Source organism: Nocardia sp. NPDC050717, assembly GCF_040654275.1.
Taxonomy (GTDB): domain Bacteria; phylum Actinomycetota; class Actinomycetes; order Mycobacteriales; family Mycobacteriaceae; genus Nocardia.
Map to the genome: position 1 here is coordinate 86869 of NZ_JBFAHR010000012.1, position 26028 is coordinate 112896.

Annotated in this window: 1 protein-coding gene; it reads left to right on the forward strand. The window is 72.6% G+C overall.

What is annotated here, in order from left to right:
* The first annotated feature begins 40 nt into the window (after positions 1–40).
* Positions 41–26017: an SDR family NAD(P)-dependent oxidoreductase gene (locus AB0H56_RS23060; RefSeq protein ID WP_357166820.1), complete on the forward strand. Its 25977-nt coding sequence runs from the start codon at positions 41–43 to the stop codon at positions 26015–26017.
* Positions 26018–26028 lie beyond the last annotated feature (11 nt).

The following is a 26028-nucleotide window of genomic DNA, read 5'->3' on the forward strand; positions in this document are numbered from 1 at the left end:
TCGAGCCCGGCTCGAGTTCGGAAGGATTGCGGAAACTTACATGGTCGACGACAACAAGACCCTGGATTACCTGAAGCGACTGACGGTCGATCTGCGTCAGACCCGCAGGCGGCTGCGCGAAGTCGAGGATCAGAAATTCGAGCCCATCGCCGTGGTGGGTGTGGGGTGTCGTTATCCGGGCGGGGTCGCCTCGCCGGAGGATCTGTGGAATCTGGTGGCGGACGGCGTCGACGCCATCGGTGAGTTTCCCACCAACCGCGGATGGGACGTGGACGGGCTCTACGACCCGGACCCGGGTGCACGCGGGAAGTCGTACACCCGCTCGGGCGGATTCCTCTACGACGCGGCGGAATTCGACGCGGAGTTCTTCGGGATCAGCCCGCGCGAGGCCCTGGCAATGGATCCGCAGCAGCGGATCCTGCTGGAGACCGCGTGGGAAGCGCTGGAGCGCGCCGGGATCGACCCGGCGAGTCTGCGTGGCTCCGACACCGGTGTCTTCGCCGGCGCGTCGAACGGCGAGTACGCGGACATGCTGCACGCGGGACCGGTGGATCTGCGCGGCTACCTGCTGACCGGCACGACCGGCAGCGTGGTCTCGGGCCGGGTGGCCTACGCGCTCGGCCTGGAGGGCCCGGCGGTGTCGGTGGACACCGCCTGCTCGTCGTCGCTGGTGGCGGTGCACCTGGCGGCCCAGTCGCTGCGCTCGGGCGAGTGCTCGATGGCGCTGGCCGGCGGCGTGACGGTCATGGGCTCGCCGGGCATGTTCGTGGAGTTCTCCCGGCAGCGCGGACTGGCGGCCGACGGCCGGTGCAAGTCGTTCGCGGCCTCGGCGGACGGCACGGGCTGGTCCGAGGGCGCGGGCGTGCTGGTGCTCGAGCGGCTGTCCGACGCGCAGCGGCGCGGACACAAGGTGTGGGCGGTGATCCGCGGCACCGCGATCAACCAGGACGGCGCGTCGAACGGCCTCACCGTGCCGAACGGCCCCGCGCAGCAGCGGGTCATCCGCGCCGCGCTGGCCAACGGGCGGCTCGCGGCCGACGACGTGGACGCGGTGGAGGCACACGGCACCGGCACGGTGCTGGGCGATCCGATCGAAGCGCACGCCCTGCTCGCCACCTACGGTCACGACCGTGACCCGAAGCGACCGCTGTGGCTCGGGTCGCTGAAGTCCAACATCGGTCACTCGGTGGCTGCGGCCGGTGTCGGCGGCATGATCAAGATGATCATGGCCATGCGGCACGGGGTGCTGCCGCCGACCCTGCACGTCGACGAGCCGACCCCGCGCGTGGACTGGTCCTCCGGCGCGATCGAACTGCTGACCAGTAAGCGGGAGTGGCCCGCGGACGCGGACCGGCCGCGCCGGGCCGCGGTGTCCTCGTTCGGGATCAGCGGCACCAACGCCCATGTCGTCCTGGAACAGGCCCCGGTGGTCGAGCCCGCGCCCGGAGCGGATCTCGACGCCCCGGAAGACGGTGCCGCTGTGGCGGTTCCGTGGGTGGTGTCGGCGAAGTCGGCGGCCTCGCTGCGCGCCCAGGCGGCGCGGTTGCACGACTTCGTCACCGCCGATCCCGCGCTGTCGGTAGCCGAGGTGGCGCATGCGCTGGTCTCGACGCGCACGCTGTTCCCGCATCGCGCGGTGGTAGTCGGGGCCGACCGCGCCGAGCTGCTGCGCGGCCTGGCCACGGTGGCCGCCGGTGCACCGAGCTCCGAGGTCGCCGTCGGCTCCGCCGCCCCGGCGCGCGTGGGCGTGATGTTCGCCGGCCAGGGCTCCCAGCGCACGGCCATGGGTCAGCAGCTGTCCGCGCGGTTCCCGGCGTTCGCCGAGGCTTTCGACGAGGTCTGCGCGCACCTGGACCCGCTGCTCGGGCACTCGCTGCGCGACGCGATCAGCTCCGGCACCGACCTGGAACAGACCCGGCTGACCCAGCCGGCGCTGTTCGCGGTCGAAGTGGCGCTGTATCGCCTGCTCGAATCCTGGGGCGTCACCGCGGAGGTGGTGTTCGGACACTCCATCGGTGAGATCGCCGCCGCGCACGTCGCCGGCGTACTGAGCCTGCCCGACGCGTGCACGCTGGTCGCCGCGCGCGGCCGGTTGATGCAGGACCTGCCCGCCGGCGGCGCGATGCTCGCGGTGCAGGCGGGGGAACAGGAGATCGCCGCGCTGCTCGACGGCGTCGACGGCGTCGATGTGGCCGCGGTCAACGGGCCCGCGGCCGTGGTGCTCTCCGGTGGTGCGGAGGCCGTGGACGCGCTCGCCGCGCGGCTGCGCGAGCGCGGGCGCCGCGTCACGAGGCTGCGCGTCAGCCACGCCTTCCACTCCTCCTTGATGGAACCGATGCTGGCGCGATTCGCCGAGGTGGTCGCGACTCTGCGCTTCGATCCGCCCCGCATCCCGGTGATCTCGACCGTCACCGGCGCGGTGGCCGATCCCGGCCTGTGGTGCTCGCCGCGGTACTGGGTCGACCAGGTGCGGCGACCGGTGCGGTTCGCCGACGCCGTGGCCGCGGCCTGGGCCGACGGCGTGGACACCTTCCTGGAGGTGGGCCCCGACGCGGTGCTGTCGGCGATGGCCGCCGAGTGCCTGCCCGACACGGCGACCATCGTGGCGATGCAGCGTCGCGAGCGGGACGAATCCGCCGAGATCCTCGCCGCGCTCGCCCGGTTGTCGGTGCGCTCGGTGCCGGTGCGCTGGGCCGCGGTGCTCGCGGACCCGAGCCCGGCCCGGGTGGAACTGCCGACCTATGCCTTCGATCGCCGCCGCTTCTGGCTCGAACCCGCGCTCGGCGCCGCCGGTGTCGAATCGGTGGGGCTTGGCGCGATGGGGCATCCGCTGCTCGGGGCCGTGGTGTCGGAGGCGCAGTCCGGCGACGTGCTGCTGACCGGCCGGTTGTCGGCGGCGACGCAGCCGTGGCTGGCCGACCACGTGGTCGGCGGATCGGTGCTGCTTCCGGGAACCGGCTTCGTCGAGCTGGCCCTGCGGGCCGGCGCCGAAACCGGCCACCCGGTGATCGATGACCTGACGCTGCACGCGCCGCTGCCGCTGCCCGCCTCGGGGGGCGTGCAGATCCAGGTGGTTGTCAGCGGCCCGGAGTCGGCGCATCGGCCGATCGCGATCTACTCGCGCGGCGAGCACGACCCCGACGGCCAGTGGCAGCTGCACGCACAGGGCCGCCTGACCACCCTCGACGACTCGGTCACGCCGGAAACGCAGACCTGGCCGCCCGCCGCGGCCACCGATCTCGACGTCGAGTCCGCGTACGCGGCGCTGGCGGAACGGGGCTACGAGTACGGCCCGGCGTTCCGGAGCGTGCGGGCGCTGTGGCGGCGCGATTCGGAGATCTTCGCCGAGATCGCCGTCGACGCCGGAAGTGGCGCGCGCACCGAAGGATTCGGGGTCCACCCCGCGCTGCTGGACGGTGCGCTGCAAGCAGGCCTGCTGGCCGATGCCGTCGACAGTGTTGTGGGACAGCCGGATTCGCCGTTCGCGATGGCTGCCGGTCACGTCGTGCTGCCCTTCTCGTGGGAGTCGGTCGCGTTGCACGCCGCCGAGGCCTCCGTACTGCGTGTTCGCGTGACCACCACCGGTTCCTCGGTGTCGCTGTGGGCGGCCGACGAGCAGGGGCAGCCGGTCCTGTCGGGATCGGTGACGCCGCGGCCGGTGCGGCTGGAACAGCTCGCGGCGGGAGCGAGCGGCGTGGGCGATCCGCTGCTGGAACTCGTGTGGTCGCCGGTCGAATCAGATGCTGCCGCAGCGGATTTCGCGCCGGTCAGGTGGGACCGGCTGGACACGGAGGCCGTGGTGCCGCCGGTGGTGGTGCTCGAGGCCGGGGCCGAAGCCGCGGGCGCCGAGGTGGTGGCCACCACCCATTCGGAGGTTGCCCGCGTCCTCACCGTGGTCCAGGCGTGGCTGTCGGAGGAGCGGTTCGCGGCGAGCACGCTGCTGGTCGCCACCCGCGGCGCGGTCGCGGTGGCGGGGGAGGACCTCACCGATCTCGCCGGTGCCGCCGTCTGGGGTCTGGTGCGGTCGGCGCAGTCCGAGGATCCGGGGCGAATCGTCCTGGTGGACACCGATGGCGACCTCGACGACAGTGCCGCGGCCGCGATTGTGGCCGCGGGCGAACCCCAGGTCGTCCTGCGGGACGGCGTCATCCACACCGCGCGGCTCACCCGGCCCGCGACCCTCGCGGCGTCCCCGACCGCCGACTCGGCGTTCGGGACCGGAACGGTGCTGATCACCGGTGGCACGGGCGATCTGGGCGCGGTGGTGGCCCGGCACGTGGTGGCCGACCACGGCGTGCGGTCGCTGCTGCTGGTGAGCAGGCGCGGACCCGGCGCCGAGGGCGTCGCGGCCTTGCGCGCCGAGCTGGCGGAGGCGGGCGCACGGGTGCGGGTGGTGGCGTGCGATGTCACCGACGCCGACGCGGTGGCAGGCCTGCTGGCCGACATCCCGGCCGAATCGCCCCTGACCGCGGTGATCCATGCCGCCGGTGTGCTCGACGACGGGCTGATCGGCTCCCTGACCGCCGAGCGGGTGGCCGCGGTGCTGGCGCCGAAGGTCGACGCCGCGTGGCATCTGCACCGCGCGACCGCGCAGCTCGACCTGGCCGCGTTCGTGGTGTTCTCCTCGATCTCGGGCACCGTCGGCGGTCCAGGTCAGGGCAACTACGCGGCCGCCAACGCCTTCCTGGACGGACTGATCGCGCATCGGCGCGCCCGCGGACTCGCGGGCCAGTCGCTGGCGTGGGGACCCTGGGCGCGCTCCGGTGGAATGGCCGGGCAGCTCGGCGAGGCCGACCTGGCCCGGATGAGCCGGGCCGGCTTCACCGCGATGCCGGACGAGGCGGCCCTGGCAGGCTGGAACGCCGCGTTCGCACGCCGCGCAACGCACGCGGTGATCGCCACCGTCGACGCCGCCGCGCTCCGTACCGGGTCCGAAGCAGGGACACTGCCCCCGCTGCTGCGCGCGCTGGCGCCCACGGTGCGGCGCGCCGCCGCGGTCGTGGGAGCAGGTCTGCGGCACCGGCTTTCGGGTCTGGACGCTGGTCGGCAACGGCAGCTGGTGCTCGAGACCGTGCGCACCCACATCGCGGCCGTGCTCGGCCACGACGGCGCGTCCGCGATCGATCCCGATCGCGCCTTCCAGGACCTCGGCTTCGATTCGCTGGGCGCGGTCGAGCTGCGCAACCGCCTCAAGACCGCCACGGGCCTGTCGCTGGCGGCCGCGGTCGTCTTCGACTACCCCACTCCCCAGGCGCTGGCCGCGCACCTGACCGACGAGCTCACCGGCGCCGGACGCGCCGTGGCGGTCACCGCCGCGCGAGCCTTCGACGGCGAACCGATCGCGATCGTGGGCATGGCGTGCCGCTACCCGGGCGGGGTCGGCTCGCCCGAGGACCTGTGGCAGCTGGTGCTGAGCGGGACCGACGCGACCTCGGACTTCCCGGTGAATCGTGGCTGGGACACCGAGCGGCTGTACGACCCGACCGGCGAGACCCCGTACACCACGTACACGCGTTCCGGTGGATTCCTGCACACCGCGGGCGAATTCGATCCGGCGTTCTTCAACATCAGCCCGAACGAGGCCGCGCTGATGGATCCGCAGCAGTTCCTGCTGCTGGAGACCTCCTGGGAGGCCTTCGAGCGGGCGGGTATCGATCCCGCGCTCCTGCGCGGCAGCGCGACCGGCGTCTTCGCCGGCATGATGTACCACGACTATCCGGCCAACGCGAACGCGGGATCCATTGCCTCCGGCCGGATCTCGTACGTCCTCGGACTGGAGGGACCCTCCGTCACGGTGGACACGGCGTGTTCGTCGTCCCTGGTGAGCATGCACCTGGCGGCCCAGGCGTTGCGGTCGGGAGAGTGCGATCTGGCGTTGGCCGGTGGCGTGACCGTCATGGCCACACCGGAGACCTTCGTGGAGTTCAGCAGGCAGCGGGGCCTGTCGCCGGACGGCCGGTCCAAGTCGTTCGCCGACGCGGCCGATGGCGTCGCCTGGTCCGAGGGCGCGGGCATGCTGGTGCTGGAACGGCTGTCCGACGCGCACCGCAACGGCCACGACGTGCTCGCGGTGATCGCGGGTTCGGCGGTGAATCAGGACGGCGCGTCCAACGGGCTCACCGCGCCGAACGGTCCCTCGCAGCGGCGCGTCATCCGCCAGGCCCTGGCCAATGCCGGGGTCTCGGCCCTCGACGTCGATGTGGTGGAGGCGCACGGCACCGGCACCACGCTGGGTGATCCGATCGAAGCGCAGGCACTGCTGGCCACCTACGGCCAGGAGCGAGCCGCGGATCGGCCGCTGTGGCTGGGGTCGCTGAAGTCCAATATCGGCCACGCGCAGGCGGCGGCCGGCGTGGGTGGCGTGATCAAGATGATCATGGCCATGCACCACGGCGTGCTGCCGAAGACCCTGCACATCGATCAGCCGTCGACGAAGATCGATTGGTCCGAGGGACAGGTCCGGCTGCTGACCGAGCCGGTGGCGTGGCCGGAGGTGGATCGGCCGCGGCGGGCGGGAGTCTCCTCGTTCGGGATCAGTGGCACCAACGCGCACCTCATCATCGAGCAGGTCCCCGAACCGGCCGTCACGCCTGCGCCGGAGGTCCGGAACGTCCCCGTGGTGCCGTGGGTGCTGTCGGCACGCGGCGGCGAGGCGCTGGCCGCGCAGGCCGCGCGGCTGACTTCGCATGCGGTCGACCGCGATCCGATCGATGTCGGGTTCTCGCTGGCGTCGACCCGCGGCGTCTTCGAGCATCGGGCCGTGGTGGTGGCCGAGGATCAGGATGGTCTGCTCGCGGGCGTGCGCGCGCTGGCCGCGGGCGAGCCTGCGGCGGGCGTGGTGTCCGGCCGGGTGGCGCCGGGTTCCACGGGTGTCGTGTTCTCGGGCCAGGGTGCGCAGTGGGCCGGCATGGCGGGTGAACTGCGTGCCGCGTATCCGGTGTTCGCCGAGGCGTTCGACGCGATCGTCGCGGAGCTGGATCCGCTGCTGGGGCAGTCGGATTCGTTGACCGCCGCCATGGCGGACGGCGATCTTGTCGATCGGACGGTGTTCGCGCAGGCGGGGTTGTTCGCGTTCGAGGTGGCACTGTTCCGTCTGCTCGAGTCCTGGGGTGTGCGTGCGGATGTCGTTGCCGGGCATTCGATCGGTGAGGTCGCCGCGGCGCATGTGGCCGGTGTCTTCTCGCTGCGGGATGCGTGTGTGTTGGTGGCGGCGCGTGGCCGGTTGATGCAGGCGTTGCCTGCTGGTGGGGCGATGGTGGCTGTCGGTGCTGCCGAGGTCGATGTTGTTCCGCTGCTGTCCGAGGGTGTGTCGATCGCGGCGGTGAACGGGCCCGCCTCGGTGGTGCTGTCCGGGGTCGAGGAGGCGGTCGACGCGGTGGTCGACCGGTGCGTGGACAAGGGCTGGCGGACCCACCGTTTGCGGGTGTCGCACGCGTTCCATTCGGCGTCGATGGAACCGATGCTCGCCGAATTCGCCTCGGCGATCGAGGATGTGACGTTCGGACGGCCCACCGTTCCGCTGGTGTCCACGGTCACCGGCGCGCACGTCGTCGACGAGATGAGCGACCCCGCCTATTGGGTCGGTCAGGTGCGGGACACGGTGCGCTTCGCCGACGCCCTGGCCACGATGGCAGGCTCGGGTTCCACCCGATTCGCCGAGGTCGGACCGGATGCCGTGCTGACCCCGATGGTCGCCCAGACGCTCCCCGACGCCACGGCCGTCGCGGTGGCCCGGCGCGACCACGCGGACGCGATGACCGTCACGGGCGCGGTGGCCGCGCTGTTCGTGGCGGGCGCCGACGTGGCCTGGTCCGGCTGGTACGCCGGAACCGGCGCGCGGCGAATCGAGTTGCCCACCTATGCCTTCCAGCACGAACGGTTCTGGCTCGACGCCAAGCGGATGCTGGCGCGATCGTGGCTCGGCGCGGAACTGGGCGGTGCTTCCGCGGTCGGGCTCGACGCGGCGGAACACCCGCTGCTCGGCGCCGTCGTGCCGCACCCCGAGTCGGGCGCGGTGAGCTTCACCGGCCGGTGGTCCCTGGATTCGGTGGCCTGGCTGGCCGACCACAGCGTGCTGGGCACGGTGTTGCTGCCCGGCACCGGATTCGTGGAACTGGCCGGACATGTCGGTGGCCTGCTCGGCTGTGACATGGTCGACGAACTCGTCCTGCACACTCCGCTGACCCTGACATCCGACGGCGATGTCGCCGTGCACGTCGTGGCGGCGGCCCCGGACGAGGCCGGACGACGGCGCCTGAGCGTGCACTCGCGACGGCACGCCGAGCAGCCCTGGGTCCTCCATGCCGAAGGCGTGCTCGCCCCCGCCGCCGAGACGGCGGACTTCGACCTCGCCACCTGGCCGCCTGCGGGCGCGCGACCACTGGACGTCGACGGCGCCTACGCGGAACTGCTCGACATCGGCTACGGGTACGGCCCCGCCTTCCAGGGACTGCGGGCCGCGTGGCAGCGCGACGACGAGGTGTTCGCCGAGGTGGCGCTCCCGGATCCGCAGGACGCCGAGGGCTTCGGCATCCACCCCGCGCTGTTCGACGCGGCCCTGCACGCCGCGATCGTGCACGGCCTGCGCGGCGGCGTCGACGGATTCCCCGCGCTGCCGTTCAGCTGGAATCGCGTGGTGCTGCACGCGGCAGGCGCCGCGGCGGTCCGCGTCCGGATCGTGCTGCGCGGCGACCGCTTCTCGGTCCAGCTGGCCGATCCGCAGGGCCGGCCCGTCCTGTCGGTGGGCGCCTTGATCTCCCGCCCGGTCTCGGCCGATCGCCTGAGCGCGGGCGGAGTGCCGGACGCCCTCTTCGGCGTCGAGTGGGTCGTCGCGGCGCCGTCCACCGCGGACGCCGCGCCGGACCGGGTCGCGGTACTCGACGGGCGCGGCGCGGATCTCGCGGCGTTGATCGCCGAGCTGGACGCGAACCCCGACGCCCTCCCGCCCGAACTCGTGCTGCTCGAATGCCCCACCGCCGAGGGCGCGCCGCCCGCGGCGGCCCGCCGGATCGCGGCCGAGGTGCTCGACACACTGCGCGGCTGGCTGGCCGAACCTCGTTTCGCCGGTTCGCGGTTGGTGGTGCTGACGCGCGGGGCGGTGGCCGTCGCCGACGAAGAGCCGGTGGATCTGGCCCAGGCGCCGGTGTGGGGTCTGCTGCGTGCAGCCCAGGCCGAACACCCGGGCCGGTTCCAGCTGCTGGACCTGGACGCCCACGGTGACCCACGCGCCGCGGCCGCGGCCGCCGGGACCGAACCGGAGGCCGCCGTCCGGGGCACCACCGCGTACGTGCCGCGCCTGCGTCGTCACGCGCCCGGTACGCACGTCCGGTCGACCGATCCGGGCACCGTGCTCGTCACCGGTGGCACGGGTGGACTCGGCGCGGTGATCGCCCGGCACCTGGTCGTCGAACACGGTGTCCGCCACCTGCTGCTGACCTCGCGGCGTGGTCCCGATGCTCCCGGGGCCGCCGAGCTGCGTACCGAGCTGACCGGGCTCGGCGCCGAGGTCACCGTCGTCGCGTGCGATGTGTCGGATCGGTCCGCGCTCGCGGCCCTGCTCGACGGGATCTCGGCCGAACACCCCCTGACCGGCGTCGTCCACGCGGCGGGAACCTCGGACAACGGCCTGATCGAATCGATCACGGCCGACCGGCTCGATCACGTGTTCGCGCCGAAGGTGGACGCGGCGTGGCATCTGCACGAGCTGACCAGCGACGCGCCGCTGTCGATGTTCGTGCTGGTCTCCTCCGCGGGCGGTCTGGTGCTGGCGGCGGGGCAGGCGAACTACGCCGCGGCGAACGTCTTCCTCGACACCCTCGCCGTGCACCGCCGCGGTCTCGGATTGCCCGCGACGGCAGTCGATTACGGACTGTGGGCGCAATCCTCGGGACTCGGCGTCGAGCTGACCGACGACGACTTCGAGCGCATGCGCCGCCAGGGCTTCCCGGCACTGACCGAGGCGGACGGCCTGGCCCTGTTCGATGCCGCGATCGCGACCGACACCGCGCAGCTGGTGGCCCTGCGGGTGGATCCGGCGGTGCTCCGCACGCGGGGCGAGCAGATTCCCGCGCTGGTCCGCTCGCTGGTGCCCGTCGCGGCCCGCCGCCAGACCAGGACCGCAGGCGGTCAGGCCCTCGCGCTCGAGCTGGCGGGCCTGACCGAGGGCGATCGCGCGCGTGCCCTGCTCGATCTCGTGCGATCGGTGGCCGCCGCGACCCTCGGGCACGCGTCGGCCGAGGCCGTCGAACCGACCCAGGCGTTCCAGGAACTCGGCTTCGACTCACTGACCGCGGTCGAGTTCCGCAACAAGCTCAACGCCGCGACCGGCCTGCAGCTACCTGCCACCCTCGTCTTCGACTACCCGAGCGCGCAGATCGTCGCCGACCACCTCGTGTCCCAGCTCACCGGCGCGGCGGTGACCGACGAACCGGTGATCGGCCGGGTGCGCACGGGCGACGACCCCATCGCGGTGGTGGCCATGAGCTGCCGCTACCCCGGCGGCGTCGCCTCACCCGAGGATCTGTGGCACCTGGTCCACTCCGGCACCGACGCCACCGGCGAGATGCCGTCGGATCGTGGCTGGGATCTGGACGGCATCTATGATCCGGAGCCGGGCACGCCGGGCAAGACCTACACCCGGCAGGGCGGATTCCTCTACACCGCAGCGGATTTCGACGCCGACTTCTTCGGGATCAGCCCCAACGAAGCCACCATGATGGACCCGCAGCAGCGGTTGCTGCTGGAGATCTCGTGGGAGGCGCTGGAACGGGCCGGTGTCGATCCGGCGGTGCTGCGCGGCAGCGCGACCGGTGTCTTCACCGGTCTGATGTACCACGACTACGCCCAGCGCACCGGCTCCGGCAGCGGCGCCGCGGGCAGCCTGGTGTCGGGCCGGGTGTCCTACGTGTTCGGCCTGGAAGGGCCGTCGGTCACCGTGGACACCGCGTGCTCGTCCTCGCTGGTGGCCCTGCATCTCGCCGCGCAGTCGCTGCGGTCCGGCGAATGCGACCTGGCGCTGGCCGGTGGTGTGGCCGTGATGGGCACCCCGGACATGTTCCTCGAGTTCGGCAGGCAGCGTGGCCTGTCGCCGGACGGGCGGTGTAAGTCGTTCTCCGACACCGCCGATGGCGTCGGCTGGTCCGAAGGCGCCGGTGTCCTCGTGCTGGAACGGTTGTCGGACGCCCGCCGCAACGGCCACGAGGTGCTCGCCGTACTCGCCGGGTCGGCAGTGAACCAGGACGGTGCGTCGAACGGTTTCTCCGCGCCGAACGGTCCCTCGCAGCAGCGGGTGATCCGGCAGGCGCTCGCCAACGCCGGTGTGACGCCGGCCGAGGTGGACGTGGTGGAAGCCCACGGCACCGGCACGACGCTGGGCGATCCGATCGAGGCCCAAGCCGTCCTGGCCACCTACGGGCAGGGACGTGCCGAGGATCGGCCGCTGTGGCTGGGGTCGCTGAAGTCGAACATCGGCCACGCGCAGGCCGCCGCGGGTGTCGGTGGCGTGATCAAGATGATCATGGCGATGCGCCACGGCGTGCTGCCCAGCACCCTGCACGTCGATCGTCCCAGCACCAAGGTCGACTGGTCCGCGGGTCATGTCCGGCTGCTGACCGAGCCGGTGGCGTGGCCGGAGGTGGATCGGCCGCGGCGTGCTGGTGTGTCCTCGTTCGGGATCAGCGGCACCAACGCCCACCTCATCGTGGAGCAGGCGCCCATCACCGCGCCGGTGACGGCCGACGCACCGGTTCCGGGACCGGCCGCGCGGCCGTGGGTGATCTCGGCTCGCAGCGCCGAGGCGCTCGCCTCGCAGGCCGCCCGGCTGGTGGAGCGGGTGGGTGACCACGATCCGGTCGATGTCGGCTTCTCCCTGGCGTCCACCCGCGCGGTGTTCGAGCACCGCGCCGTGGTCGTCGCCGAGGACCGGGACGATCTGCTCGCGGGTGTCCGGGCGGTGGCGACCGGCACGCGGGCAGCCGGCGTGCTGTCCGGTCGCGCCGCCGCGGGGTCAACGGGTTTCGTCTTCTCCGGACAGGGCGCGCAGTGGGCGGGCATGGCCGAGGAGTTGGGGGCGACGTATCCGCTGTTCGCCGAGCATTTCGACGCGATCGTCGCGGAGTTGGATCCGCTTCTGGAACAACCGGTTTCGCTGGCCGCCGCCTTGGCGGACGGTGATCTTGTCGATCGGACGGTGTTCGCGCAGGCGGGGTTGTTCGCCTTCGAGGTGGCGCTGTTCCGGCTGCTGGAATCGTGGAATCTGCGGCCCGATGTGGTGGCCGGTCATTCGATCGGTGAGGTCGCCGCCGCGCATGTGGCCGGTGTGCTGTCGCTGGCGGACGCGTGTGTGCTGGTGGCGGCGCGTGGCCGGTTGATGCAGGCGCTCCCCGCGGGCGGCGCGATGGTCGCCGTGGGCGCCGCCGAACTGGACGTGCTGCCGCTGCTGGTGGACGCCGCGGTATCGATCGCGGCGATCAACGGGCCGTCCTCGGTGGTGCTCTCGGGGCGCGAATCCGAGGTCGTCGCCGTCGCCGCGCAGTGCGCCGAAAGGGGGTGGCGCACTACCCGTCTGCGTGTTTCGCATGCCTTCCATTCGGCGTTGATGGAGCCGATGCTTGCCGAATTCGCCTCGGCCATCGAGGGGGTGACCTTCGGGCGGCCGGGAATCCCGTTGGTGTCGACAGTGACCGGCGCGCGCGTCACGGCGGAGATGGCCGACCCGGCCTACTGGGTGGGGCAGGTCCGCGACACCGTCCGGTTCGCCGACGCGGTCGCCACGATGGCGGACCTGGGTGTCTCCCGGTTCGCCGAGATCGGCCCCGACGCGGTCCTGACCCCGATGATCGCGCAGACCCTCGACACCGGCGGCACCGCCGCGACCGTGGCCGCGCTCTCGCGCCGGAACCGCGCCGAACTGCCGAACGCCCTGGCGACGTTGTTCGTCGCCGGCGCCGACCTCGACTGGACGGGCCTGTACGCAGGCACCGGAGCCCGTCGAATCGACTTGCCCACCTATGCTTTCCAGCGCCGCCGCTACTGGATGCCCGCGGGTTCCACCGGTGACGCGCGGGCACTCGGCCTGGTGTCGACCGCGCATCCGCTGGTCTCGGTGGTGGTGTCGCAACCGGACTCCGAGGCGATGATCGTGACCGGTCGCCTGTCGGTCCCGACGCATCCGTGGTTGGCCGACCACCTGGTGCTGGGATCCGTCGTGTTCCCCGGCACCGGATTCGTCGAGCTCGCCCTGTACGCGGGGGAGCGGCTCGGCTGCTCGACCCTCGACGACCTGGTGCTGCGCGCCCCGCTGGTGCTGCCGGAATCCGGGGGAGCCGCGGTGCGCATCGTGGTCGATCCCGCGGACGAGACCGGCCGGCGCGGGGTGCGCGTCTTCTCCGCTCCCGACGGTGACGACGACGCGCCGTCCTGGTTGCTGAATGCCGAAGGCACACTCGCCCCGAGCGCCGCGGCGCCTGCCGTGGAACTCTCGGTGTGGCCGCCCGCGGGCGCACAGGCGCTGAACGTCGAGAGTCTCTACGACGAGCTGCTCGACGCCGGATACGGGTACGGTCCTGCCTTCCAGGGGCTGCGCGCGGCATGGCAGCGCGGCGAGGAGGTGTTCGCCGAGGTCGCCCTCGACGACCCGCGGGACGGTCAGGCGTTCGGCCTGCATCCGGCGCTGCTCGACGCCGCACTGCACGCACTGCGGCTCGCCGGCTCTCCGCGCGCCGAGGGCACCGGCCCCGAGCTGCCGTTCGAGTGGTCGGGCGTCACGGTGCACGCGGCGGGCGCCGGGGCGCTGCGGGTGCGGTTGACCCGGCTGGGTGACCGAGCTGTGGCCGTGGACCTGGCCGACCCGACCGGTGCCGCGGTCGCGACGGTGCGGCAACTGTCGTCGCGGCCGATCGATCCCGCGCAGCTCACCACAGGCGCCGCCATCGCCCGCAATGCCGTGTTCCACGTCGAGTGGACACCGATCACCGTGACCGGCACCGGAATCGACGCGGTGGCGTGGGCCGATCTGGGCGACGAGACGCCCGCGACGGTCGTGCTGGACTGTCCGGCGGGTACCACGCCGGACACGGTCCGCGGCGCGACGAACGAGGTGCTGCGGGCGCTGCGCTCGTGGCTCGGCGACGAGCGGTTCGACGAGTCGACCCTGGTCGTCCGCACCAGCGGCGCGGTCTCGGTCGCCGGGGAGGACGTGCCGAATCTCGCGGGCGCCGCCGTGGCCGGCCTCGTCCGCACGGCACAGGCCGAGAGTCGCGGCCGAATCGTGCTGGTGGACAGTGACTCCGACATCGATGTTCTGCTGGGCGGCCTGCTGTCCGCCGAGGAGCCGCAGGTGGCGGTGCGTGGCGGTCAGGTCTTCGCCGCGCGACTCGTCCGGGCGGCGCCCTCGTCGGCCACCGGCGAGTCCTTCGCCCCGGACGAGACCGTCCTGATCACCGGTGCCAGCGGCTATCTCGGCGGGTTGTTCGCCCGTCATCTGGCGACCGCCCGCGGTGCGCGCCACCTGCTGCTGCTGAGCAGGCGCGGCGCGTCCGCTCCCGGAGCGGCCGAACTGCGGGACGAGCTGCGGCTGCTCGGGGCCGAGGTCGAGTTCGCCGCGTGCGACGTCGCCGACCGCGACGCGCTCGCCGCCGTGCTGGCCGCCGTCCCGGCGAACCGTCCGCTCGCGGGGGTGTTCCACACCGCCGGTGTGCTCGACGACGGCGCGATCGCCGCGCTCACCCCGGACCGGATGGACGCGGTCCTGCGGCCGAAGGTCGACGCCGCACTGCATCTGGACGAACTGACCGCCGCGCTGCCGCTGCGGGCGTTCGTGCTGTTCAGCTCGGCGGCAGGCACATTCGGCAATCCAGGCCAGGGCAACTACGCCGCCGCCAACGCCTGCCTGGACGCCGTGGCAGCGCATCGCCGGGCCTCCGGGCGCCCCGGGCAGTCGCTCGCGTGGGGCCTGTGGGGCGCGGACGGCGGCATGGGCGCCGAGCTCGGTGACGCCGAGCGCCGTCGGATGTCCCGGTCCGGCCTGCTGCCGCTGACGGCGGAGCAGGGCCTGGCATTGTTCGACGCCGCCGCCGGAATCGACGCGGCCGCAACGGTCCTGGCCCGGCTCGACCTCGACGGCATCCGCACCACCGGGGCGGTGACGGCCCTGCTGTCGGCACTGGCTCCCGCTCGCCGCCGCACCGCTGCGGCGGGCGGCTCGGAGCTGCGCGCCCGCTTGGCCGCCACTCCCGACAGCGAGCGCCTCGGTGTCCTCGTCGACACCGTGCGCGGTCAGGTCGCGGCTACCCTGGGCCACCGCACCGCGCAGGCGATCGCCCCCGACCGTGCCTTCATCGAACTGGGCTTCGATTCGATCTCCGCGGTCGAATTCCGCAACGCGCTGGGGACCGTGACGGGCCTGCGGCTGCCCGCGAGCGTGGTGTTCGACTACCCGTCACCCCGGGCGCTGGCCGAATATCTGGTCGGCGAACTCGCCGACCAGCCGCGCACGGCGGGCGTGCCGGAGCGGACCCCGCACGGGGCGCCGGCGACCCGGCACCTCGACGAACCCATCGCGATCGTGGGCATGGCGTGCCGTTACCCGGGTGGTGTCGGATCCCCCGAGGACCTGTGGAACCTGGTCGCGACGGGCACGGACGCGGCGTCGCAGTTCCCGGTGAACCGCGGCTGGGACACCGAGCGCCTCTACGACGCAGCCGGGGAGAAGCCGAACAGCACCTACACCCGCGAGGGTGGATTCCTGCACACCGCAGGCGAATTCGATCCCTCGTTCTTCAACATCAGCCCGAACGAGGCCGCGCTGATGGATCCGCAGCAGTTCCTGCTGCTGGAAACTTCATGGGAGGCCTTCGAGCGGGCCGGGGTCGACCCGGGCGCAATGAAGGGCAGCCGGACCGGTGTGTGGGTCGGCATGATGTATCACGACTATCCGGCCAACGCGAACGCGGGATCCATTGCCTCCGGGCGGGTCTCGTACGTGTTCGGGTTGGAGGGGCCCTCGGTCACCGTGGACACGGCGTGCTCGTCGTCGCTGGTGGCGATGCATTCGGCCGCGGCCTCGCTGCGGACCGGCGAATGCGACCTGGCGCTGGCGGGCGGCGTGACCGTCATGGCCACGCCGGAGACGTTCGTGGAGTTCAGCAGGCAGCGCGGGCTGTCGGCCGACGGCAGATGTAAGTCGTTCTCCGACACCGCCGATGGGGTCGGCTGGGCGGAAGGCGTCGGCATCCTGGTGCTGGAGCGCTTGTCCGATGCGCGGCGCAACGGTCACCAGGTGCTCGCGGTGCTGACCGGGTCCGCGGTGAACCAGGACGGCGCGTCGAACGGCCTGACCGCGCCGAACGGTCCCGCGCAGGCGCGAGTGATCGGAGAGGCGCTGGCCCGTGCGGGGGTCGCCCCGACCGAGGTGGATGTGGTGGAAGCCCACGGCACCGGCACGACGCTGGGTGATCCGATCGAGGCCCAAGCCGTCCTGGCCACCTACGGGCAGGGACGTGACGTGGATCGGCCGCTGTGGCTGGGATCGCTGAAGTCGAATATCGGTCACGCGCAGGCGGCGGCCGGTGTCGGTGGCGTGATCAAGATGGTCATGGCGATGCGGCACGGCGTGCTGCCCCGGACGCTGCATGTCGAGACGCCCAGTTCCAAGGTTGATTGGTCGCAGGGGCATGTGCGGCTGCTGACCGAGCCGGTGGCGTGGCCGGAGGTGGATCGGCCGCGGCGTGCCGGTGTGTCCTCGTTCGGGATCAGTGGCACGAACGCGCACGTCATCATCGAACAGGCGCAGACGGTTTCGCCGGAACCGGCGGGCACCGTGCCCGCGGGCGACCTGCTGCCCTGGGTGATCTCTGCGCGCAACGGCCAGGCGCTGGCGGCGCAGGCCGAGCGCCTGGCATCGTATGTCGCCGAGCGGGACCTGGATCGGGTGGACGTCGGCTTCTCCCTGGCGTCCACGCGCGCGGTGTTCGACCATCGAGCCGTCGTCCTGGCCGAGGACCGTGGCGGGCTGCTCGCGGGAATGCGGGCGCTGAGCGGTGGCGAGAACGCTCCCGAGGTGGTGTCCGGCCGGGTGGTGCCGGGTTCGACGGGTGTGGTGTTCTCTGGTCAGGGCGCGCAGTGGGCCGGGATGGCGGTCGAGCTGTGCTCGGCCTACCCGGTGTTCGCCGAGCATTTCGGCGCGATCCTCGCGGAGCTCGATCCACTGCTGGGACAGCCGGTTTCGCTGACTGCCGCCTTGGCGGACGGTGATCTTGTCGATCGGACGGTGTTCGCGCAGGCGGGGTTGTTCGCGTTCGAGGTCGCCCTGTTCCGGTTGCTCGAATCGTGGAATGTGCGTGCGGATGTCGTTGCCGGCCATTCGATCGGTGAGGTCGCTGCCGCGCATGTGGCCGGTGTGCTGTCGCTCGCCGATGCCTGCGTGCTGGTGGCCGCGCGTGGCCGGTTGATGCAGGCGTTGCCCGCGGGTGGCGCGATGGTCGCGATCGGCGCGTCCGAGGTCGATGTCCTGCCGTTGCTGGCCGGAGTCGACGGGGTGTCGATCGCGGCCGTGAACGGTCCGTCGTCGGTCGTGCTGTCCGGCGTCGACGACGCGGTCAACGCCCTCGCCGACCGGTGCGCCGAACGGGGCTGGCGGACACACCGTTTGCGGGTGTCGCATGCCTTCCATTCGGCGTTGATGGAGCCGATGCTGGCAGAGTTCGCTTCGGCGATCGAGGGTGTGACCTTCGGGCGGCCCTCGATCGCGTTGGTGTCGACGGTGACCGGTGCCCGGATCACGGAGGAGATGACCGATCCGGCGTACTGGGTCGGGCAGGTTCGCGACACGGTCCGGTTCGCCGACGCGGTAGCCACGATGAGCGATCTGGGCGTGTCGAGATTCGCCGAGGTGGGTCCTGACGCGGTGCTCACCCCGATGATCGCGCAGATCACCGACACCGCGGAGTCGGCCACCACCGCGGCGATCGTGCCCATGGCGCGCCGCGGTCACGCCGATGCGGGCACGGTGTCGGCGGGGGTGGCCGGGTTGTTCGTGGCGGGCGCCGACGTGGACTGGTCCGCGCTGTGCGCGGGTGGCCGGCGTGTCGACCTGCCCACCTACGCCTTCCAGCACGAGCGGTTCTGGCTCGATCCCCGGCAGGTGCTCGCGAAGTCGTGGCTGGGCGCCGAACTCGGCGGTGTCGGCTCGGCAGGGCTGGCGGCGGTGGAACATCCGCTGCTCGGTGCGATGGTGTCGCATCCGGCCTCGGGTGAGGTGATCTTCACCGGGCGGTGGTCGCTCGACTCGATGCCCTGGCTGGCCGACCACAGTGTGCTCGGCGTGGTGCTGCTGCCGGGCACCGGCTTCGTCGAGCTGGCGAGCTACGTCGGTGGGGTCCTCGGCTACGAGGTGGTGGACGAACTCGTCCTGCAGACCCCGTTGACGATGCCCGCCGAAGGCAGCGTGGCGGTACAGGTCGTGGTCGCCGCCGAGGAGGCGGGACGCCGCCGGGTGACCGTGCACTCGCGGCAGACCGAGGAGGGCCCGTGGGCGGTGCACGCCGAAGGTGTTCTCGCCCAGGGTGATACGACCCCAGATTTCGATCTGGCCGTGTGGCCGCCGACGGACGCCGAGCCGACGTCCCTCGCGGGCGCCTACGACGAAATGTTCGATCTCGGCTACGGCTACGGCCCCTTCTTCCAGGGGCTGCAGGCGGCCTGGCGACGCGGCGACGAACTGTTCGCCGAGGTCGCGCTACCGGATCCCCGCGACGGCGCCGGCTTCGGCGTCCATCCGGCGCTGCTCGACGCCGCCCTGCACGTGGGAATCCTGCACGGGCTCCGCGACGGTGTCGGTGACTTCCCGGCACTGCCGTTCACCTGGAACCGCGTGGTGTCGCACGCCCAGGGCGTGAGCGCGGTGCGAGTGCGGATCGTGGTCGACGGCACCAGGTTCGCGGTGCAACTCGCCGATGGCGAAGGGCGCCCGGTGCTGTCGGTCGGTGCACTGGTGTCCCGACCCGTCTCGGCCGATCGCCTCGGCATCGACCACGGCCCGGAATCCCTGTTCCGGCTGTCCTGGAACCCCGTGGCCGGGCCCGCCACGAGCGTGGCACCCGACCGCCTGGCGACGCTGCGCTGGAGCGGAGACACCGGTGCCGTCCGCGACTACGGCGACCTCGCGGCCCTGGTCGCCGATCTGGACGCGAACCCGGACGCGGTCGTCCCCGAGATCGTGCTGCTCGCGATCCCGATCGACGACGCCGCCGCGCCGCCGCGCGCGGCCCACGACGTGCTGACCCGGGTCCTGGCCACGATCCAGGACTGGCTGGCCGAAACCCGTTTCGCCAGTTCGCGTCTGGTCGTGACGACCGACCACGGCGTGGCCGTCACCGAGGCCGATTCGGTGCGGCTCGACCACGCGCCCGTCTGGGGCCTGGTGCGCGCCGCCCAGGCGGAACACCCAGGTCGGTTCCAGCTCCTCGACCTCGACGGCGCACACGATCCGATCACCGTCGCGACCGCGGCCGCCGCCGCGGAACCCGAAGCGGCACTGCGTGCCCGGACGGTCTCCGTACCGCGCCTGGACCGCCACGTTCCCGCCGCGACCACTCCGCCGCTCCCACCGGGCACCGTGCTGGTGACCGGCGGCACCGGCGGGCTGGGCGCGGTGATCGCCCGGCACCTGGTGACCGAACACGGTGTGCGACACCTGCTCCTGACGTCGCGACGTGGCCTGGACGCGCCCGGCGCTCCCGCCCTGCGCGACGAACTCGTCGCACTCGGCGCACGCGTAGAGATCGCCGCCTGCGACGTGGCGGATCGCGGCGCGCTGGCCACCCTGCTGGACGGCATCGCGGCCGAACAGCCGCTGGTCGGTGTCGTGCACGCGGCCGGCGTCGCGGACAACGGCGTGATCGAGGCCATGACCCCTGACCGGATCGGAAAGGTGTTCGGGCCCAAGGCCGATGCCGCGTGGCATCTGCACGAGCTCACCCACGACACCGCGCTCTCGCTGTTCGTCCTGGTGTCCTCCGCGGGCGGGCTGGTCCTGGCCGCCGGTCAGGGCAACTACGCGGCCGCGAACGTCTTCCTCGACGCCCTCGCGACCCGGCGCCGCGCACTCGGGCTGCCCGCCACCGCGATCGACTACGGTCTGTGGGCGCGTGCCAGCGGCCTCGGCGCCGAGCTGTCCGACGACGACTTCGAGCGGATGGCCCGGCTCGGGTTCCCGCCGCTGACCGAGGCCGAGGGCCTGGCGCTGTTCGACGCGGCGATCGCCGGCGAGACGGCCCAGACCGTGGCGCTGCGGGTCGACGCGGCGGTCCTGCGCACCCGGGGCGAGCAGATCCCCGCCCTGCTGCGGGCGATCGCGCCCGTTCCCGCGCGCCGGGCGACCCGGACCGCGGCCGGGCAGGCGTTCGCCCAGCGGCTCGCCGGCCTGTCCGGCGCCGAACGGGGCGCCGCCCTGCTCGAACTCGTCCGCGACACCGCCGCCGACGTGCTCGGGCACGGCTCCGGTGCCGCCGTCGAACCCCAGCAGGCGTTCCAGCAACTCGGGTTCGACTCGTTGGGCGCCATCGACTTCCGCAACAGGCTCAACACCGCGACCGGGCTGCACCTGCCCGCCACGCTGATCTTCGACTTCCCCAACCCGAAACTCGTCGCCGACCACATCGACGCCGAGCTCACCGGCACCAGCCGGGACGTGGGCGTCACCACGGGGACGGCGGTCGGCGACGACCGGATCGCCGTGGTGGCGATGGGGTGCCGCTACCCGGGCGGCATCGCCTCGCCGGAGGATCTGTGGCGGCTGGTCGCCGCCGGTGGGGAGACCACCGGCGCGCTGCCGGACGATCGGGGCTGGGACCTCGAGGGCATCTACGATCCCGAGCCGGGCAAGGCGGGCAAGACCTACACCCGCCACGGCGGATTCCTCTACTCCGCCGCCGAATTCGACGCGGACTTCTTCGGGATCAGCCCCAACGAAGCCCTGCAGATGGACCCGCAGCAGCGGGTGCTGCTCGAGGTCTCCTGGGAGGCGCTGGAGCGGGCCGGTGTCGATCCGGGAGCGCTGCGGGGCAGCTCGACCGGCGTGTTCACCGGCGTGATGTACCACGACTACGCCCAGGGCGCCGGGACCGGCAACAACGCGGGCGGCAGCCTGGTCTCCGGCCGCATCGCCTACACGCTGGGCCTGGAAGGTCCTGCGGTATCGGTGGATACGGCCTGCTCGTCGTCGCTGGTGGCCCTGCATCTGGCCGCGCAGTCGCTGCGGACGGGGGAGTGCGATCTGGCGCTGGCCGGCGGTGTGGCCGTGATGTCCGCGCCGGACATGTTCCTCGAGTTCAGCCGCCAGCGCGGATTGTCGCCCGACGGTCGCTGCAAGTCCTTCGCCGACGCGGCCGACGGTGTCGCCTGGGCGGAGGGCGCGGGTGTGCTGGTGCTCGAGCGGTTGTCCGATGCCCGGCGCAACGGTCACCGGGTGCTCGCGGTGCTCGCGGGCTCCGCGGTGAACCAGGACGGCGCGTCGAACGGTTTCGCCGCGCCGAACGGTCCCTCGCAGCAGCGGGTGATCCGGCAGGCGCTCGCGAACGCCGGTGTGCCCGCAGGCGAGGTCGACGCGGTCGAGGCCCACGGCACCGGCACGACGCTGGGCGACCCGATTGAGGCACAGGCGCTGATGGCCACCTACGGCCGGGATCGCGATGCCGCGCGGCCGCTGTGGCTGGGCTCGCTGAAGTCCAATATCGGGCACGCGCAGGCCGCCGCCGGTGTCGGTGGCGTGATCAAGATGGTCATGGCCATGCGGCACGGCGAGCTGCCGCGGACCCTGCACGTGGATCAGCCGTCCACGAAGGTGGACTGGTCCGAGGGACAGGTCCGCCTGCTGACCGAACCGGTGTCGTGGCCGGAGGTGGATCGGCCGCGTCGCGCGGCGGTGTCCTCGTTCGGGCTCAGCGGCACCAACGCGCACCTCATCCTCGAACAGGCACCCGCGGCGGACCCCGTCGCCGAGCACCGAACCGTTCCGGCGGGCGGCGTCCTCCCGTGGGTGCTCTCGGCCCGCGGTGCCGACGCGCTCGCCGAGCAGGCCGCCCGGCTGGCCGCGCGGGTGGCCGACCACCGGGACGATCCGATCGATGTCGGCTTCTCCCTGGTCGATTCGAGGATGCTGTTCGATCGCCGCGCCGTGGTGCTCGGGACCGAACCGGACGCGCTGACGGCCGGGACCCGGGCGCTGAGCCGGGGCGAAGCGCTGCCGGGCGTCGTGTCCGGCCGCGTGGTGCCGGGTTCGACGGGTGTGGTGTTCTCCGGTCAGGGCGCGCAGTGGGCCGGGATGGCCGTCGTGCTGCGCACGGCCTACCCGGTGTTCGCCGAACACTTCGACGCGATCGTCGCGCGGCTCGATCCGCTGCTGGGACAGCCTGATTCGCTCGACGCTGCGTTGGTGAGCGACGAGCTGATCGACCGGACGGTCTTCACCCAGGCGGGCTTGTTCGCCTTCGAAGTGGCCCTGTTCCGGTTGCTCGAATCCTGGGGTGTGCGTGCGGATGTCGTCGCCGGTCATTCGATCGGTGAGATCGCGGCCGCGCACGTGGCCGGGGTGATGACGCTCGAGGACGCCTGCGTCCTGGTGGCCGCGCGCGGCAGGCTGATGCAGGCATTGCCCGCCGGCGGCGCGATGCTCGCCGTGGGCGCCGCCGAGGCCGACGTGACGGCGGTGCTGTCCGGCGCGATCTCGATCGCGGCGGTCAACGGACCGGCGTCGGTCGTGCTGTCCGGCGGCGCGGACGAGATCCTCGGGATGGCGGAGCTGTGCGCCGAACGTGGCTGGCGCACACACCGTTTGCGGGTGTCGCATGCCTTCCATTCGGCGTTGATGGAGCCGATGCTGGCCGAGTTCGCTTCGGCGATTGAGGGATTGACCTTCGGGCAGCCCACGATCGCGTTGGTGTCGACGGTGACCGGTGCCCGGATCGCCGAGGAGATGAGCGATCCCGCGTACTGGGTCGGGCAGGTTCGCGACACGGTCCGGTTTGCCGACGCCGTCGCCACGATGACGGAGCTGGGCGTGTCCCGGTTCGCCGAAGTCGGGCCGGACGCCGCGCTGTTCCCGATGATCAACCAGATCGTCGAGGAGCTGACGGTGGCCGCGGTGCCGTCGGTGGTGGCGCTGGCGCGCCGGGGCAGGGCGGATGCCGCCGCCGTGGTCGCCGCGACGGCCGAATTGTTCGTCACCGGCGCCGACGTCGACTGGGCCCACCTCTTCGCCGGGACCGGGGCTCGGCGGGTCGACCTGCCGACCTACGCCTTCCAGCGGCAGCGCTACTGGCTGACCCCCGGGGCCGCCGCCGGTGGCGACGCCAGGTCGATGGGATTCGCCGCCACCGGGCACCCCCTGGTGTCGGCCGTGGCCTCGCAGCCGGAATCCGACACGACCGCACTCAGCGGGCGGCTGTCGGTCCGGACCCAGCCCTGGCTGGCCGACCACGCGGTCATGGACACCGTGCTGGTCCCCGGCACCGGACTGGTCGAACTCGCCATGCATGCGGGCGAACAGCTCGGCTGCCCGGTGCTGGAGGAACTGGTCCTGCGGGCGCCGCTAGTGCTGCCGGACTCGGCCGGTGCGGCCGTGCGCGTCGTGGTCGACGCCGAGGACGCGGCCGGTCGTCGCCGGGTGCGGATCTTCTCCCGCACCGACGACGCCGTCGACACGCCGTGGACCGTGCATGCCGAGGGCGCGCTCGCGCCCGACAGTGACAGCACCGCGGTCGATCTGGTGGCCTGGCCGCCCGCCGACGCGGTGCCGGTGGAGATCGACGGGGTCTACGACACGCTCGGCGAGCAGGGATATCACTACGGCCCGGTCTTCCGGGCCCTGCGCGCGGTCTGGCGGGGCAGCGACGGGCTGTACGCCGAGGTCGCGTTGCCGGAGACGGCGCGCGCGGAGGCGGACCGGTTCGGTCTCCATCCCGCGTTGCTCGACGCGGCACTGCACGCCTTGCGTTTCGCCGACGGATCCGCGTCGGCGGACGGCGATCTGGTCCTGCCGTTCGAGTGGTCCGGCGTCACCGTGCACGCTGCGGGCGCCGACGCGCTGCGGGTCCGCCTGACCCGAATCGGCGAGCGTGGAGTCGCCCTGGACCTGGCGGACTCAACCGGCGCCCCGGTGGCGACGGTGCGGCACCTGGCGTCGCGGCCGATCGATCCCGCACAGCTCACCGCGGGGGCGCCCCTCGCCCGCACGGCGGTCTTCGACGTCGACTGGGCACCGATCACGGTGTCCGAGAACGAGATCGACGCCGCCGCCTGGTCGGATATCGGGGCGGCGGAACAGGTACCGCCGGTGGTGGTCCTTGACTGCCCGGCGGGCAACGACCCCGCCACCGTGCGTGCCGCCACCCATGCGGTGCTCGCGGTGCTGCAGGCCTGGATCGCCGAACCCCGGTTCGGCGAGTCCGTGCTCGTGGTCGCGACCACCGGCGCGGTATCGGTCGCGGGCGAGCAGGTGTCGAATCTGGCCGGGGCCGCGGTCGGCGGCCTGGTGCGGTCCGCGCAGTCGGAGCATCCCGGCCGGATCGTCCTGGTCGACACCGACTCCGGCCTCGACGGTGTGCTCGGCGGGATTCTGGCCGCCGAAGAGCCCCAGGTGGCCGTCCGCGCCGGACGCGTCCATGTCGCGCGGCTCGCCAGGGTCGCGGCGTCGGACGCACAGGCGCCCGGTGCGTTCGAGCCGGACGAGACCGTCGTGCTCACCGGAGCCGGCGGCTATCTCGGTGGGCTGTTCGCCCGGCACCTGGTGACCGCGCGCGGTGTCCGGCGCCTGCTGCTGCTCAGCAGGCGCGGCGCGTCCGCGCCCGGCGCGACCGAGCTGCGGGACGAACTGCGGCAGCTCGGCGCCGAGGTCGAGGTCGTCGCGTGCGATGTCGCCGACCGTGCCGCGCTGGCCGCGGTGCTGGCCGGCGTGCCCGCCGAGCATCCGCTGAGCGGCGTGTTCCACCTCGCCGGCGTACTCGACGACGGCGCCGTCGCGTCGCTCACTCCGGCCCGCGTGGACACGGTGTTCGGGCCCAAGGTCGACGCGGCGCTGCACCTGCACGAGCTGACCGCCGCGCTGCCGCTGCGCGCGTTCGTCGTGTTCAGCTCGGCGGCAGGCGTTTTCGGCAACGCGGGCCAGGGCAACTACGCCGCGGCCAACGCCTGTCTGGACGCGCTCGCTGCGCACCGCAGGGCGGCCGGACTGCCCGGCACGTCGCTGGCCTGGGGTCTGTGGAACATGGACAGCGGGATGGCGGCGGAGCTCGGTGCCACCGAGCGGCGCCGGATGTCGCGCTCGGGCATGCTGCCGCTGTCGGCCGAGCAGGGACTGACGCTGTTCGACGCCGCGACCGAGCTGGCCGTGGCGGCTCCCGTCCTGGCCCGCCTGGATCTCGACGCCCTGCGCGGCGCGGGTTCCGCGGTGCCTGCGCTGCTGTCAGGGCTGGTCCCGCAGCGCCGGAAGGCGGCCTCGGGGGCGTCGGCGGCGCTGCGGGCGCGGTTGGCGAGCACGCCCGAGGGTGAACGCCTCGACGTGCTGGTGGAGCTCGTGCGTGGTCAGGTCGCAACGATTCTGGGGCACGGCAACGCGAACGCCATCGCCGCGGATCGGGCCTTCAGCGAGCTGGGCTTCGATTCGATCTCCGCCGTGGAGTTCCGCAACGCCCTCGTGGCGGCGACGGGCCTGCGGTTGCCCGCGACCGCCGTGTTCGACTATCCGTCACCGCGGGCGGTGGCCGACCATCTGCTCGGCGAGCTGGGTGGCCATCCGGCGGCGGAACCGGCGACGGAGCTGTCGGAGAACAGCATTCGCGACGCGCTGCGGACGATCCCGCTCGCCCGCCTGCGGGAGGCGGGGCTGCTGGACGCATTGATGAAGCTGACGAACGGGCAGGACAGCCAGGACGACATCGAGGAGACCGTCACCGAGGAGTCGATCGACGACCTCGACATCGACGGCTTGATCGACCTGGCCTACAACAACGCCTCCGAGGACTGAAGGACCGATCG